Origin of the sequence: Pseudomonas sp. Ga0074129 (assembly GCA_001465025.1) — a bacterium.
Taxonomy (GTDB): Bacteria; Pseudomonadota; Gammaproteobacteria; order Pseudomonadales; family Pseudomonadaceae; genus Aquipseudomonas.
This window is the reverse complement of the sequence record LNDO01000098.1, coordinates 45,478-58,570: the sequence shown is the minus strand read 5'-3', so window position 1 is coordinate 58,570 and position 13,093 is coordinate 45,478. Positions and strand designations below refer to the sequence as shown.

The window sequence follows — 13,093 nt, the reverse complement described above, 5'->3', positions numbered from 1 at the left end:
ATCGCTCCCTGCTCGAGTGAGGCAAAGGAAGGCCACATGAAGAAAGTTATTCTGCTGCTCAGCGCCTTGGCGCTTTACCAACACTGGGACACCGTGCAGCGCTGGTTGCAGCCGCCTCAGGCCAATCAACCGGGCGAGGTGGTGCTGTATGCCACGCAATGGTGCGGCTATTGCGCAAAAGCCCGCGAGCAGTTAGCCAGCGATGGCGTGCGGTATCGGGAAGTGGATATCGAAAAAGACGCCGCCGGCAATGCCACGTTCAAAGCCCTCGGGGGACGCGGCGTGCCCCTGTTGGATATCAAGGGCACGCTGGTGCACGGCTACGACCCGCAAGCCATGCGGGCCGCTTACTGAACGTTCAGTGCGTCAGGTACTAAGGCCTTACAGCGCCTTGATGGCAAAACCCATGCGCGGGAAATGCACATGCACGGTGCCGGCGCGTGGGTCTTCGCGGCGCAGGATCAGCTCTTCGCTGCCGCTAAAGACCAACTCACCTTCCACCGCATCCACGCCATAGTCGATGGCAGAGATTGCCACCTGTTGGCCAAGGGTAAAGCCATTCGGGTCGGCCAACGCAGCGTCCGGCAAAGCCGCCGGGGTGGCGTCCCGGGCAATGGCAACAGCGTCTTCACCACTCATTTCGCTGAATGAGCCGTGGCCGAAATCCAGCACGCGCGCCAGCCAGGTGGCTACCGCCGGGTACTCATCGACCAGCGGAGCCGTGACCGGCGTACCACGCAGGAACCACAACGGGTGAGCCATGGCGATGTCAGCCAGTGAGGCCTCGCCAAACAGGAAATCGCCGGACTCACGCTCCAGTTGCTGCTGCAAACGTGCCATCAGCGTAGGCCATTGGTGCTTGGCCACCTCAAGCGGAACGCGCGTGGCCAGGCCACCGGTGAACAGTGTGGTACGGTCAGCAATAAAGGTTTTGAGAAACTCCGGCGGCAACTTGCCGAAGCGCGCGGCGATGGATTCCGGCTGGAACACCAGGCTAACCGCATGCAAAAACACCTGAGCATCGGCCCACTGGGCAAAGCAGGCGACGTTGAATTCTTGGCCTTCTGGGAACAGCGCCGGGGTAGCTTTCTCCGCTTCAAGACGACGGGCAATCAGGGCGGTGTCGCAGTAGATATCAGCACCGACTTGCAGCACCGGAGTCTTGCGGTAGCCGCCGGTCAGGGCCGTGAGATCGGGTTTGGGCATCACCGGCGGAATCATCACCGAACGCCAGGACAACTGCTTGAAACCGAGCATCAACCGCGCTTTTTCAGCAAAGGGCGAGGTTGGGTAATGGTGCAGGATCAACTCGTGCATGGCAGGCTCCGCAAGGGTTCAGGTAAGCCCGCAGCTTAACCGCACAGCCGGCGACGGCCTACCCGCTTAGCCTGATGGCGCGCTATCAACCGCAGCGATAACAGCGGCGGTCGCCACCAAACGCTCCTTGGCGGCTTTGCTCAATGCCTTGATCGCCCGTTCACGCCGCAGCGCATCACCCTTGCCCACGCAGGCCTCGGTGTACACCAGCGCCTGCGCCGGGCTGGAGTAAAAGAAGCGCGCGCCCTTACCGCTCTGATGCTTGGCAAACCGCTTGTGTGGGTCGTCGCTGATGCCGCAGTACAACGCCCCGTTAGCCGCCCGCACCAGATAGACAAACCAGGGCTTGGCGGCAGGTGTTCCAGGCACAGAAGAGGCGTCAGGCATCAGTTAAATCGGCAGGCAATGAGCAAGGTCGCCGAGCTTAACAGACCGTTGGAAACGTAGGCGAGGCAGGCAAAACAAGGCGCTACGTTAGTAACAGCCTCCGGCTGGTCAAAACAGGGAAGGAAGCGGAGTGTACTTTGGTACATGAGCATTCCGACTGGGCTCGCGTCCGAGCCTGTTTTTAACGCCCCCTTTCTTTTATCGAAAGGGCCAACGCAGGTAGTTTCTCGACGGTCTGTTAACGATTCTTCTGGAAGGCAGCCAACCCTTTACCCGCCTTCTGGCGGATGGCGTTCTGCACAAAGGGCGTCCAACCCAGCAAGCGGCCTTTGAAACCCAGCGCCTGAGCGGCCCAGCGCCACAGGTCGAAGTGGTCGCGGTGCTCGCAGATTTTGCCGTCGTGAAAGCGGAAGTTGGCCTCGATGTGATTGATCACCTGGTTGCCGGTCTGGCTGAAGGTGTAGGTGGCGATCCAGCGCGCCTTACCGGAAAAGTCATCGGCGGCCACGCCGTCAAAGGTCAGGGAAAAGCCCTGCGCCTTGGCACACAGCATGCGCCACATGTCGCCGGCATCCGTCCCGCGCAGGTCAGTAAATACCGGGTCGCTGAACTGCACATCGTCGCTGTAGCAGCGGGCCATGGCCTCAGCGTCCAGTTGTTGGAAGGCCTGATAAAAACGGGTGATCAGCGCGGCATTGGGGTGGCTCATGGGGCGGACTCCAGTCAGTAACGTGTCAGCAGTATTGCCGTTAAAGCGCTGCACCGCGATTGGCGTTAAAGACAGCTTTGTGTCAATAATCGCCAAATTCCGCCACATTGTTGACACCGCCATGCCCACCATCGCCCTGTACGTGTGCCCGCAAACGGTCTGTTCAAGCCTGAGCATGGCCATGGATGCGTTCAACCTGGCTAACCATCTGGCTGGGCGATCTCTGTTCACCCTGCAGCGCTTCAGCCTCACGGGCCAGGCAGTCGATCTGGGTTTTGCACAGATTCAGGTCGATGGCGATCTGAGCCTGGCCGAAGACGCCGACCTGATTCTGCTGGCGGCCAGCGGCAGTGCCATCGACCGCACCCTGACCGACAACGCCGCGTTGCTGCCCTGGCTGGCGCAACGCCCGCCGCAGCAGCAAGTGGCCAGCCTGTGCAGCAGCGCCTTCTTACTGGCCGCCGCCGGCATGTTGACCGGCCGGCGCGCGACCACGCACTGGGCACTGGCCACGACCTTTCGTCAGCGTTACCCCGAGGTCAGCTTGCACATTGAACAACTGGTGTGTGAAGACGGCCACGTGCTCAGCTCCGGCGGTGCGCACGCCGGGCTGGACCTGTGCCTGCACCTGATCGGCCAGCATGGCGGTGCGGAGCTTGCCCAGCAGGTGGCCAACGCGCTGGTCTTCGACAGCCAGCGCGGCAGCCAGTCGCGCTTTGCCCCGCTGCTGCCGCCCATCCAAACGCACTGCCCACTGGCCCCGCTGCTGCATTGGTTAAACCTGCACTACGCACAAAGCATCGACCTCAACCGCCTGGCCGCACAAGCCAACTGCTCGGCGCGCACCTTGCTGCGGCGCTTTAAATCCAGCACCGGCCTGACGCCCAACGATTACCTGCAACGCGTGCGCATCAGCGCAGCGCAACAGCTGCTGCGCGGCCCGCAGGCACTGGAACAGATTGCCGAACAGGTAGGCTACGGTGACCGCGCCACCTTCGCCAAACTGTTCAAGCAACTCTGCGGGGAAAGCCCCGGTGCCTTTCGTAAACGCGTGCGTCAGGCGGATGCATAACCCTGCGACGCTATGGCTGGCGCCGCGCAATTGCTGCCCACGGCCGGCCCGCGCACAATACGCGGCTGTTTTCTGATTGATACCGAGCCTCAGATGTTGCCCCCTGCCCAAACGCCCATTCCCGACACTCAACCGGCTGATTTTCTGATCATTGGCGCAGGCATTGCCGGCGCGTCTACCGGCTATTTTCTCGCCCCACACGGCAAGACCCTGGTGCTGGAGCGTGAAGCGCAGGCCGGTTATCACGCCACCGGACGTTCGGCGGCGTTGTTCACCGTGGCCTACGGCACGCCGCAAGTGCGCGCGCTGACGGCGGCCAGCCGGGCATTTTTTGACGCGCCGCCGCCCGGTTTTGCCGCGCACCCGCTGCTCACCCCGCGCGGTGAATTGGTGGTGGACGTGCACGGCGACCCGGACGAGCTGCAACGGCAGTTGTACAGCGGCATCGGTCATGTACCGGAGATGCGCCTGCTCAGTGCTGACGAAGCCTGCGCCCGCGTGCCGGTGCTGCGCCGCGCGTGCAGGGGGCGTTGTTCGACCCCAGCGCCGCCGACATCGACACCGACGCCTTGCATCAGGGCTACCTGCGCGGCATTCGTCAGCACGGCGGGACGATACACACACACTGCGAGGTGCTGAGCATTCAGCACGACGGCGAGTTGTGGCAGGTGACGTGCAACGCTGGGCAGTACCGCGCCAAAGTGCTGATCAACGCCGCCGGGGCCTGGTGCGACCAGATCGCCTCACTGGCGGGCGTGGCACCCATCGGGCTGGTGCCCAAGCGCCGCGCGGCCTTTACCTTCGCCGCCGAAGCAGGTGTGGACTGCCAGCACTGGCCTTTTGTGGTCAGCCTGGATGAGTCGTTTTACTTCAAGCCCGATGCAGGCCAACTGCTCGGCTCGCCCGCCAACGCCGATCCGGTCGCACCGCATGATGTGCAGCCGGAAGAGCTGGACATTGCCCTGGGCATTCACCAGATCGAAACCTACACCCACCTGCAGATTCGCCGCCCCAGCCACACTTGGGCAGGCCTGCGCAGTTTTGTCGCCGACGGCGATCTGGTCGGCGGCTTTGATCCGCAGGTGGCGAACTTCTTCTGGGTCGCCGCCCAAGGCGGTTATGGCATTCAAACCTCAGCCGCCATGGGCATGGCCTGCGCCGCTCTGGTGCGAGGCGAACCGTTGCCCGAGCACCTGCGCCAGCATGGCTTGACTAAAGCCATGCTGGCGCCCGCACGCTTGCGCCAGTAATCCCACGCGGCGCTATCTGACCTTGTGAGTTCCACCCCGAGTGGATTCCCGGACTCTCTGCCCCGCTGCAACGTAAGCGCGACATTTAATGCGCAGTTAAGCCAAGGCTGTTCTCCTTGGCTGACGCCTGACTGCGCCATTCCTCCTGTCGCCCTTTGCAAGGATTGTCCATGCCACTCGCCGCACTGCGTCGCCCCTATGCCGCCTATTGGCTTCTGACCTGGCTGGCAGCCGCCCTGAACCTGGGACGTTTTTTTGATCTCGCCGCGCCGTCATGGCTGTTGGTCTATCAACTGCTACTGATCGGCAGCTATGCCTTGTTGTTTATCGCTCCTGCTTGGGCCATAACGCGCCTGCTGCTACGTGTTTCAGGCAAAGCCGCAGCGGTTCTGGCGGTCGTACTGGCAGGCGCGGTGCAACTGGCGCTGTATGGCGACCACCTGCTCTGGCAGCTCTATGGCTTCCACCTCAACGGCTTTGTCTGGAACATCATCACCACGCCCGGCGGGATTGCGGCGCTGGGTTCCTCGGCCTCTACCGAGCGCGACGTGGCGATGCTCGCAGCCGGCATCTTTGCCCTTCAGGCGCTGCTGCTGGCCGCCGCCCATGGCCTGGCACGCCTGGGCCTGCCGTTGCCACGGCTGATCTGGGTGTTGCCACTGTTTATGGTGGTCACCCTGGGTGAACGGGTCAGCTACGGCGTCAGCCATTTCTATGGGTACAGCCCGCTGCTGGAGAGCGCCCAGCGAGTGCCCTTCTACCAACCGCTGACCATGCGCCGCGTGCTGGAGCAGCAGTTTGGCCTGCAGCGCCCACAACGCATGGAGGTGGCCAGCGCCGAACTAAAAGGCCAGTTGCGCTATCCACAGGCACCGCTGCGCATCGAACCACCGGCCAAGCCGCTGAATATCGTCTGGCTGGTGGCCGAGTCTTGGCGCGCCGACAGCCTAAACCCTGAAGTGATGCCGCAGACGCACGCCTTCGCCCAACGCGCTCAGCATTTCGTCAGCCACTACTCCGGCGGCAACGGCACGCGCATCGGCATGTTCAGCCAGTTCTACAGCCTGCCAGCGAACCTCTGGTTTCCGGTGCTTGATGCCCGCGTCGGCAGCCCGCTGATTGATGTATTGCAGCAGCAGAACTACCAGATCAACCTGTTCACCAGCGCCCGCTTCAGCTACCCGGAATTCGACAAGAGTTTGTTCGTCAACGTGCCACCCGAGCAGATGGTCGAGGATGACCAGGGCCATACCTGGGAACGTGACCGACGCAACGTAGACCGGTTGCTGACGTTCGTCGATCAGCGCGACACCAGCAAACCGTTTATGACCTTCCTGTTCTTCGAGTCACCGCACGCCAACTACGACTTCCCGAAAGAGTCGGTGATCAAAGCGGACTACCTACCGGATTTCAGCTACGCCAGCATGGACCTGCAGCGTGACATTGGCGGCATCTACAACCGCTACCTGAACTCGGTGCACCACCTGGACAGCCAGTTGGCGCGCATCACCGAGCACCTGGAGAAGAATGGCCTGCTGGACAACACCCTGGTTGTGATCACCGGTGACCATGGCGAAGAATTCATGGAGCAAGGCCGCTGGGGGCATAACTCGACCTTCGTAGACGAACAGGTACGGGTGCCGTTGGTACTCTGGGTGCCTGGCCGCGCGGCTCAGCAGGAAAGCCTGCGCACCAGCCACAGCGACCTGCTGCCCACTCTGCTACCACTGCTCGGCGTAAAAAACCCAAAACAGGATTACTCGATCGGTCGCAGCCTATTCGATGCCGAGCCCGGCCGACTTCTATTGGCCGGCGACTGGGACCGCCTGGCCTTCCTCGGTGACCAGTACAAGGTGGTGGTGCCGTTTACCAGTGGCAGCTTTACTGCCCTGCAAACCAGCAAGGCCGACGACAACCTGCTGCCAGACAGCAGCCAGGTACTGCAAAACACGCTGCCGCTGATCCAGAACGAAATTCGCAGCCTGCGCCGCTTTCTTGCCCACTGATCATCCAGGCCGAGGCAACCCTGATCCCGTGCGCCGTTATACTGCGGGCTTTAATCAGGAGCACGAGTGATGCAGCAGGCAGCGGTGTACGGTGTGGGCGATGCCTCCTATCAGGCGGCGGGCGGTATTGACGGCCTGCAGCGTTTGGCCGCTGATTTTTATCGGCTGATGAATGAGCGCCCAGACGCGGCCCAGTTGCGCGAGATGCACGGCGAAGACCTGGCCGTGGTCAGCGACAAGCTGGCCTGCTTCTTCAGTGGCTGGCTGGGCGGGCCCAAGCTTTTCAGCGAGCGCTACGGCCCAATTGCCCTGCCGGCGTTTCATGCCCAATGGGTGATCGACGAACGCCTGAGCCAAAGCTGGCTGGACTGCATGGCCGCCGCCATTGCCCAACAACCCTTTGCGCCTGACTTTGCCGAATACCTGCTGACGCAACTGCGCGTGCCAGCGCAGCGCATTGTGCAGGCCAGCCGTAACCGACATGGCGAGTCAGGTAGCTAGAACGGCCATAGTGAGGTGGTCGAATTCCCTTGGGCGGGGTTTGCGTGGGCGGTTGGGCTGCGTCGCAGGCTCCTCGACCCAACCTACGGGTGTGTATGCCTGCACCGTGTTGATCGTGCGGTAGGTTGGCGTTGAGCGCAGCGAAGCCCAACACAAGCCAACGCTGGCCAAACGTAATAAGGGTTTACGCCGACTGCCAACGCGCGGCAGCCGTCTGATCGCTGCTGCGCCCTTCAACCCAGCGCGGGCCTTCGGCGGTGTCTTCCTTCTTCCAGAACGGTGCGCGGGTTTTCAGGTAGTCCATGACAAAGTCGCAGGCCTCGAAGGCCGCCTGACGATGGGCGCTGCAAACCCCGACAAACACAATCGGCTCGCCCGGATGCAGATGCCCCACCCGATGGATGATTTGAATGCCCAACAGTGGCCAGCGCTGGGCGGCTTCTTCGGCAATCGTGCCCAAGGCTTTTTCAGTCATGCCGGGGAAGTGTTCGAGAAACATGCCACCGACTTCACGCCCCTCGTTGAAGTCACGCACATAGCCGACAAAGCTGACCACCGCACCAATACCCAGATTGGCCGCATGCAGGGCATTAAGCTCAACACCCGGATCGAAGGGTTGCAACTGGACGCGAATGCTCATGCAGAGGCTCTCTATGGAAAGGACGGGCGGGTTAGCGGCGCAAAGTCAGGCTGGCAAAACACTGCACAATCCGTGCGCAGCGCTCAACCTGCGCGACCCATCCTACACACCGTGGGAGGGGCTTTAGCCGCGACAACACCCGGCTCAACCGCCGGTTACGGTAGGAAAGAATGCCACGTCATCACCGGCCTGCAGCGGCTCATCCAGACTGCACAGTTCCTGATTACGGGCGCACATCAGGTTGTGCTCAGCCAGCACGGCCCACACCCCGCCACGGGCCAGCAGGTGTTGGCGCAGTTGCTCAAGGCTGCTGAACTCAGCGCTCAGCTGTTCGCCCTCCAGCCCCAGCGCCTCACGATAACGGGCGAAATACTGCACGCGAATCATGCGTGTTCTCCCGCCACAGGCTCGGCCTTGAAGGCACCACTCTTGCCGCCGACCTTCTCCAGCAAGCGCACCGACTCGATGACCATGCCGCGATCCACCGCCTTGCACATGTCATAGATGGTCAGCGCCGCGACGCTGGCGGCGGTCAGGGCTTCCATCTCCACGCCGGTTTGCCCGGTCAGTTTGCAGCGCGCGATGATGCGCACGGCATCCGCGCCTTCGGGCATCAGTTCAAGCTTGACGCTGGTGAGCATCAGCGGGTGGCACAGCGGGATCAGGTCACTGGTTTTTTTCGCCGCCTGAATGCCGGCAATGCGCGCCACGGCGAACACATCGCCCTTGGGGTGCTCGCCTTGAGCAATCATCTGCAGGGTTTCTGGGCGCATGCGCACCCGTGCTTCAGCCACGGCTTCACGGACGGTCAGGGCTTTATCGCTGACGTCGACCATGTTGGCGCGGCCTTGGGAATCAAGATGGGTTAACACAGACAGGCTCCGAGCAAATGTGCAGCGATTGTAAACCCGCCCGATGCGCTTGCGGCACCTGTGAATAGCGGGAGATTCAGGCTGCGCGTAGCACGGATGCAGTCCGCGACAACTGACCTCCGTAGTCACTCCCGGATTACATCCGGGCGGCGGAAACGCCGGCAGTCGTCACGCCCTGCAGCGCCGAATGCTGCAGGGCGATCACGACGGTTACATATGGGTTTCTGCGTACTCAGCTAGAATCGAACGCGGCACACCTTGCAAGGTGATGTGTACGCCATGTTCGAAGTCTTTGAAGCGCTCCGTCAGGTAGGTCAGGCCCGAACTGGGCGCGGAGAGGTAAGGCGTATCGATCTGCGCCAGGTTGCCCAGACATACCACTTTGGAACCGCTGCCGGCACGGGTGATGATGGTTTTCATCTGGTGCGGGGTGAGGTTCTGGCATTCGTCGATCAGGATCAGGCTCTGCTGGAAGCTGCGCCCGCGAATGTAATTGAGCGACTTAAATTGCAGCGGCACTTTTTGCAGGATGTAGTCGACGCTGCCGTGGGTGTTCTCGTCGTCCATGTGCAGGGCTTCGAGGTTGTCGGTGATCGCGCCGAGCCAGGGCTCCATCTTCTCGGCTTCAGTGCCCGGCAGAAAGCCGATTTCCTGATCCAGCCCCTGCACGCTGCGGGTGGCGATGATGCGCCGGTAACGCTTGCTGACCATGGTTTGCTCAATCGCCGCGGCCAGCGCGAGGATGGTTTTCCCCGAGCCCGCCGCACCGGACAGGTTGACCAGGTGGATGTCCGGATCCAGCAGGGCAAAAAGCGCCAGCGACTGATAGATGTCGCGCGGCCGCAGGCCCCAGGCTTCCTGATGCATCAGTGGCTCCTGATGCAGGTCGAGGATCATCAGCTCGCCGTTTTTAATGCCTTTGATCCAGCCGACAAAGCCCTGCTCGTCAATGATGAACTCGTTGACGTGAACGGCCGGCAGGTTATCGGTCAGTTGCACACGGTGCCAGGTGCGGCCATGCCCCTGGCGGGTTTCCACGGTATTCACGCGGTCCCAGAAGGAGCCGGTCATGGTGTGATAGCCCTGCGAGAGCAGCGACACATCGTCGACCAGTTGGTCGGTGTGGTAATCCTCCGAATCAATACCGCAGGCGCGCGCCTTAAGGCGCATGTTGATGTCTTTGGTCACCAGCACCACGTTGAGGCCGGGGCGACGGGTCTTCAACTCCACCAATTGGTTGATGATTTTGTTGTCGTTGAGGTCCTCCGGCAGCCAGGTGACCGGGGTGGCGCTTTTGCTCATCAGAATCGACAAAAAGCCACAGGCTCCACTCTTCTCACGCTGAATGGGCACGCCGTGCTCAACATCCTCCGGGCTGGCACTGCCAAGTATTTTGTCAATCAAGCGGATGGCTTGGCGGCACTCGGCAGCCACGCCCTGTTTGCCGGTTTTAAGCTTGTCCAACTCCTCCAGAACCGTCATGGGAATGGCCACGTGATGCTCCTCAAAATTGAGCAACGCGTTGGGGTCGTGGATCAGCACATTGGTGTCGAGGGCGTACAGGGTTGGGGCGGTGGGCTTGGCGCGTCCGTGATCATCCATACTCGTTCACCTTCTTGTAATGGCCAGGCGGCGCGGGGGCGAGCCGCGCCACGGAGGGGGCCGCCGACTTCTCGGTGCAGGGCCGAGAAGATACAAGCAAGGTGAGGGCCAATGGCCGCCACCTGTCTGCAGGGTTCGGCGGTCTTGCCTGTTTAATTACTCCAAAAAAGATGACAGACAAATGTTTTTTTCATGCACAGCAGATTTATTTGTCGCCGCGACAGATAGCGCTTGGCGACCTGCCCGGCCGCCGTTAGAGTCGGAAGTCGCATGGCACTCTGCGCTTGCCACATTTTCTCAGGGCTGCTCGGTCCTGTGCTGATCAGCACAGCGATTCACCTCCACGGTAACGTGCACCAACTCCGCAATTTCCTTGAGCCGCGCCTTGTAGCGATCAGCCGACGCCTCGCCGTGGGTGACCACGCTGATGATGCAGGCAAACTGCGCCCGCCCCACGCGCCACAAGTGTAAATCCGCCAGTTCGGTATCGGCTTCCTGCGCCAACACGGTGCGCACGCGCGCAACAACAGGGCTGTCCATTTCGCGGTCGAGCAGCACCTTGGCGGTTTCCATCAACAGGCCCTTGGCCTAGACCGCAATGATCACTGCACCGATCACCCCCATCAGCGGGTCGAGCCAGTTCCAGCCCAGCCACAGGCCACCGAGCAAGGCAATAATCGCCGCCACCGAGGTCAGGGCATCGGCCAGCACATGGACAAAGGCGGCGTGGCGATTGAGGTCTTTACCGGCGGGCGCAGCGTCGTGATCGTGATCGTGATCGTGATCGTGATCGTGATCGTGATCGTGATCGTGATCGTGATCGTGATCAGCATGACCGTGATCGTGCGCGCCGTGGGCATGGCCATGCAGCTCAGGCTGATCGCGCAGCAGCCAGGCCGATATCAGGTTCACCAACAAGCCAACGACCGCCACCCACAAGGCCATCTCGAAAGCGATCACCTGCGGCTGCCAAAAGCGCCACAACGACTCAAAGGCCAACATGGCGACCACAACCACCAGCAGCAGGGCACTGGCAAAACCGGCCAGCACTTCAACTTTCCAGGTGCCGAAGGCAAATCGCGGATCATTGGCGTAACGGCGCGCCAGCAGATAGGCCAACGCCGTCAGGCCAATGGCGAGCATATGTGAGGCCATGTGCCAGCCATCAGCCAGCAGCGCCATGGAGTTAAAGGCATAGCCGGCGACGATCTCCACCAGCATGGTCGCCCCGGTCAGCGCCGCTACACGCCAGGCCTGACGTTCAGCGGTGGTTTCCAGCGGGCGGTAGGTGTGGGACGGCGTCCAGCGCGCATGATTACAGGTCGTCATAACAGCTCCTGGGTAGACAGTGCCCACACAGACTACAACCCCGGTGCCGTCCCAGGGTCAAGCGCTTCAATCAACCTTATCGGTAGTCTCAGCCGCCATCAGCTTCTAGAATCGCCGCAGACTTTCAGGAGCACAGCTTATGTTGATGGTGATTTCCCCGGCCAAAACCCTTGATTACGAAACACCGCCGGCCACGCCACGCTTTACCCAACCGGAACACCTTGAACACGCGCAGGTGCTGATTGATCAGTTGCGCGACTTCAGCCCGGCGCAAATCGCCGAACTGATGCACCTGTCGGACAAGCTCGCCGGCCTCAACGCCGCGCGATTTGGCAGCTGGCAGCCCGCCTTCACCCCGGAAAACGCCAAGCAGGCCTTGCTGGCATTCAAAGGCGATGTGTACACCGGCCTGAATGCCGAAGACTTCAGCGAAGCCGATTTCGACTTTGCCCAGCAGCACCTGCGCATGCTCTCGGGCCTTTATGGCCTGTTGCGCCCGCTCGATTTGATGCAGCCCTATCGCCTAGAAATGGGCACCAAGCTGGCCAACGTACGCGGCAACAACCTCTATGACTTCTGGGGCGAGCGCATCAGCGGCTGGCTCAATGGCGCGCTGGAAGCGCAGGGCGACAACGTGCTGCTCAACCTGGCGTCCAATGAGTACTTCAGTGCGGTGAAACGAAAAGTGCTGAACGCACGGATCATCGACACCGAATTCAAGGACCTGAAAAACGGCCAGTACAAGATCATCAGTTTCTACGCGAAAAAAGCCCGTGGTCTGATGGCCCGTTACGTGATCAAGGAGCGCCTGAGCGATCCAGCCGGCCTCAAGGACTTCAACTATCAGGGCTATCGTTTTTCGGCGGAGCAGTCCAAGCCTGATAGTCTGGTGTTCCTGCGCGACGACCCTGAGGCCTGAGTGATGCTGATTGGCGCAATTCTGGTACTGAGCTGGCTGATTCTGCTGATCCGCTACCCGAGCAAGGCCCTGCCGGTTTCGCTAACCGCGCTGGTCGGCTTGGGTCTGGTGGCCAGTTGGGTGCTGTGGCAGGAAAGCCGCGACACCCATGACCTCGCCCGTTTGGAGTTGCGCCTCGACTACACCCCGGAGCGCTGCCCGGCCGACCGTCCGCTGGCCCTGACCCTGAAAAACCGCAGTGATGCTGCGCTGCTTGAACTGCAGTGGCAGATCGCGGCCTATCGCCCCGGCGACAGCGTCAACCTCGCCGAACGCCTGTACGAAACCCCACACTACAGCGGCCCTGGCGAGTTATTGTCCGGCGAGGACTGGCAGACGTGCCTGCCTGTGCCCACCCTGCGCAGCGGCTACCGTGCCAGTACCCTGGAGTTTCGCGCCGAGCGCCTGCAGGGCCGTTTCAACCGCTAAGACCTCCCCATAAGAACAAGG

The 13,093-nt window shown here is 61.5% G+C and carries 13 protein-coding genes and 2 pseudogenes; 7 read left to right on the top strand and 8 right to left on the bottom strand.

Annotated elements, in window-relative coordinates:
• Positions 1 to 36: 36 nt before the first annotated feature.
• A complete protein-coding gene (locus tag AUK77_RS15420; RefSeq protein ID WP_296131277.1) occupies positions 37 to 354 on the top strand; it encodes a glutaredoxin domain-containing protein in 318 nt (105 codons plus the stop codon).
• Positions 355 to 381: 27 nt separating this feature from the next.
• Here the strand turns inward: AUK77_RS15420 and AUK77_RS15415 are convergent, their stop codons facing one another.
• From AUK77_RS15415 to AUK77_RS15405, 3 genes are all read right to left on the bottom strand, one after another.
• Positions 382 to 1,317, bottom strand: a complete 936-nt coding sequence (locus tag AUK77_RS15415; RefSeq protein WP_296131275.1) for a glutathione S-transferase family protein — start codon at positions 1,315 to 1,317, stop codon at positions 382 to 384.
• A 66-nt stretch (positions 1,318 to 1,383) separates the two neighbouring features.
• The gene (locus tag AUK77_RS15410; protein WP_296131273.1) at positions 1,384 to 1,704 is read right to left on the bottom strand and encodes a GIY-YIG nuclease family protein; all 321 of its coding nucleotides are present in this window, start codon (positions 1,702 to 1,704) and stop codon (positions 1,384 to 1,386) included.
• A 238-nt stretch (positions 1,705 to 1,942) separates the two neighbouring features.
• On the bottom strand, positions 1,943 to 2,413 hold the full coding sequence (locus AUK77_RS15405; RefSeq protein WP_296131270.1) for a nuclear transport factor 2 family protein: 471 nt from the start codon (positions 2,411 to 2,413) through the stop codon (positions 1,943 to 1,945).
• 121 nt (positions 2,414 to 2,534) lie between these two features.
• Between AUK77_RS15405 and AUK77_RS15400 the strand changes: the two genes are divergently transcribed.
• The 4 genes and pseudogenes from AUK77_RS15400 to AUK77_RS15385 all read left to right on the top strand — a co-directional run bounded on the left by AUK77_RS15400 (position 2,535) and on the right by AUK77_RS15385 (position 7,242).
• Entirely contained in the window at positions 2,535 to 3,485 is a 951-nt protein-coding gene (locus AUK77_RS15400; RefSeq protein ID WP_296131362.1) for a helix-turn-helix domain-containing protein, read from the top strand.
• 93 nt (positions 3,486 to 3,578) lie between these two features.
• A pseudogene (locus AUK77_RS15395) lies at positions 3,579 to 4,735 on the top strand (FAD-binding oxidoreductase).
• Between the two features lie 170 nt (positions 4,736 to 4,905).
• Positions 4,906 to 6,741 carry a sulfatase-like hydrolase/transferase gene (locus tag AUK77_RS15390; RefSeq protein ID WP_296131268.1) on the top strand — a complete coding sequence of 612 codons (1,836 nt, stop codon included), beginning with the start codon at positions 4,906 to 4,908 and terminating at the stop codon, positions 6,739 to 6,741.
• Positions 6,742 to 6,810: 69 nt separating this feature from the next.
• Positions 6,811 to 7,242 carry a group II truncated hemoglobin gene (locus tag AUK77_RS15385; RefSeq protein ID WP_296131267.1) on the top strand — a complete coding sequence of 144 codons (432 nt, stop codon included), beginning with the start codon at positions 6,811 to 6,813 and terminating at the stop codon, positions 7,240 to 7,242.
• Positions 7,243 to 7,426: 184 nt separating this feature from the next.
• On the opposite strand, the gene moaE is transcribed toward AUK77_RS15385, so the two are convergent.
• The 5 genes and pseudogenes from moaE to dmeF all read right to left on the bottom strand — a co-directional run bounded on the left by moaE (position 7,427) and on the right by dmeF (position 11,685).
• Positions 7,427 to 7,882 (bottom strand): molybdopterin synthase catalytic subunit MoaE, encoded by a 456-nt coding sequence (gene moaE / locus AUK77_RS15380; protein ID WP_296131264.1) that lies wholly within the window; start codon positions 7,880 to 7,882, stop codon positions 7,427 to 7,429.
• A 144-nt stretch (positions 7,883 to 8,026) separates the two neighbouring features.
• Positions 8,027 to 8,269 carry a MoaD/ThiS family protein gene (locus tag AUK77_RS15375; RefSeq protein ID WP_296131263.1) on the bottom strand — a complete coding sequence of 81 codons (243 nt, stop codon included), beginning with the start codon at positions 8,267 to 8,269 and terminating at the stop codon, positions 8,027 to 8,029.
• Entirely contained in the window at positions 8,266 to 8,754 is a 489-nt protein-coding gene (gene moaC, locus AUK77_RS15370) for a cyclic pyranopterin monophosphate synthase MoaC (RefSeq protein ID WP_296131260.1), read from the bottom strand. The genes AUK77_RS15375 and moaC overlap by 4 nt, the downstream gene beginning before the upstream one ends.
• Positions 8,755 to 8,964: 210 nt before the next feature.
• Positions 8,965 to 10,356, bottom strand: coding sequence for a PhoH family protein (locus AUK77_RS15365; RefSeq protein ID WP_296131257.1), 1,392 nt, complete (start codon positions 10,354 to 10,356; stop codon positions 8,965 to 8,967).
• Between the two features lie 297 nt (positions 10,357 to 10,653).
• Positions 10,654 to 11,685, bottom strand: a pseudogene (dmeF, locus tag AUK77_RS15360) (CDF family Co(II)/Ni(II) efflux transporter DmeF).
• 139 nt (positions 11,686 to 11,824) lie between these two features.
• On the opposite strand from dmeF, the gene yaaA reads away from it, so the two are divergent.
• Together yaaA and AUK77_RS15350 are read left to right on the top strand one after the other, a co-directional pair.
• Entirely contained in the window at positions 11,825 to 12,604 is a 780-nt protein-coding gene (gene yaaA, locus AUK77_RS15355) for a peroxide stress protein YaaA (RefSeq protein WP_296131254.1), read from the top strand.
• A gap of 3 nt (positions 12,605 to 12,607) precedes the next feature.
• A complete protein-coding gene (locus tag AUK77_RS15350; RefSeq protein ID WP_296131252.1) occupies positions 12,608 to 13,072 on the top strand; it encodes a multidrug transporter in 465 nt (154 codons plus the stop codon).
• The last annotated feature ends 21 nt before the right edge of the window (positions 13,073 to 13,093 follow it).

Bases quoted from the DNA above. Each gene is read 5' to 3' on its own strand.
- AUK77_RS15350 (WP_296131252.1), top strand. From the start codon at position 12,608: ATGCTGATTGGCGCAATTCTGGTACTGAGCTGGCTGATTCTGCTGATC.
- AUK77_RS15375 (WP_296131263.1), bottom strand. From the start codon at position 8,269: ATGATTCGCGTGCAGTATTTCGCCCGTTATCGTGAGGCGCTGGGGCTG.
- AUK77_RS15410 (WP_296131273.1), bottom strand. From the start codon at position 1,704: ATGCCTGACGCCTCTTCTGTGCCTGGAACACCTGCCGCCAAGCCCTGG.
- AUK77_RS15405 (WP_296131270.1), bottom strand. From the start codon at position 2,413: ATGAGCCACCCCAATGCCGCGCTGATCACCCGTTTTTATCAGGCCTTC.
- moaE (WP_296131264.1), bottom strand. From the start codon at position 7,882: ATGAGCATTCGCGTCCAGTTGCAACCCTTCGATCCGGGTGTTGAGCTT.
- AUK77_RS15390 (WP_296131268.1), top strand. From the start codon at position 4,906: ATGCCACTCGCCGCACTGCGTCGCCCCTATGCCGCCTATTGGCTTCTG.
- AUK77_RS15400 (WP_296131362.1), top strand. From the start codon at position 2,535: ATGCCCACCATCGCCCTGTACGTGTGCCCGCAAACGGTCTGTTCAAGC.
- AUK77_RS15365 (WP_296131257.1), bottom strand. From the start codon at position 10,356: ATGGATGATCACGGACGCGCCAAGCCCACCGCCCCAACCCTGTACGCC.
- AUK77_RS15420 (WP_296131277.1), top strand. From the start codon at position 37: ATGAAGAAAGTTATTCTGCTGCTCAGCGCCTTGGCGCTTTACCAACAC.
- AUK77_RS15385 (WP_296131267.1), top strand. From the start codon at position 6,811: ATGCAGCAGGCAGCGGTGTACGGTGTGGGCGATGCCTCCTATCAGGCG.
- AUK77_RS15415 (WP_296131275.1), bottom strand. From the start codon at position 1,317: ATGCACGAGTTGATCCTGCACCATTACCCAACCTCGCCCTTTGCTGAA.
- yaaA (WP_296131254.1), top strand. From the start codon at position 11,825: ATGTTGATGGTGATTTCCCCGGCCAAAACCCTTGATTACGAAACACCG.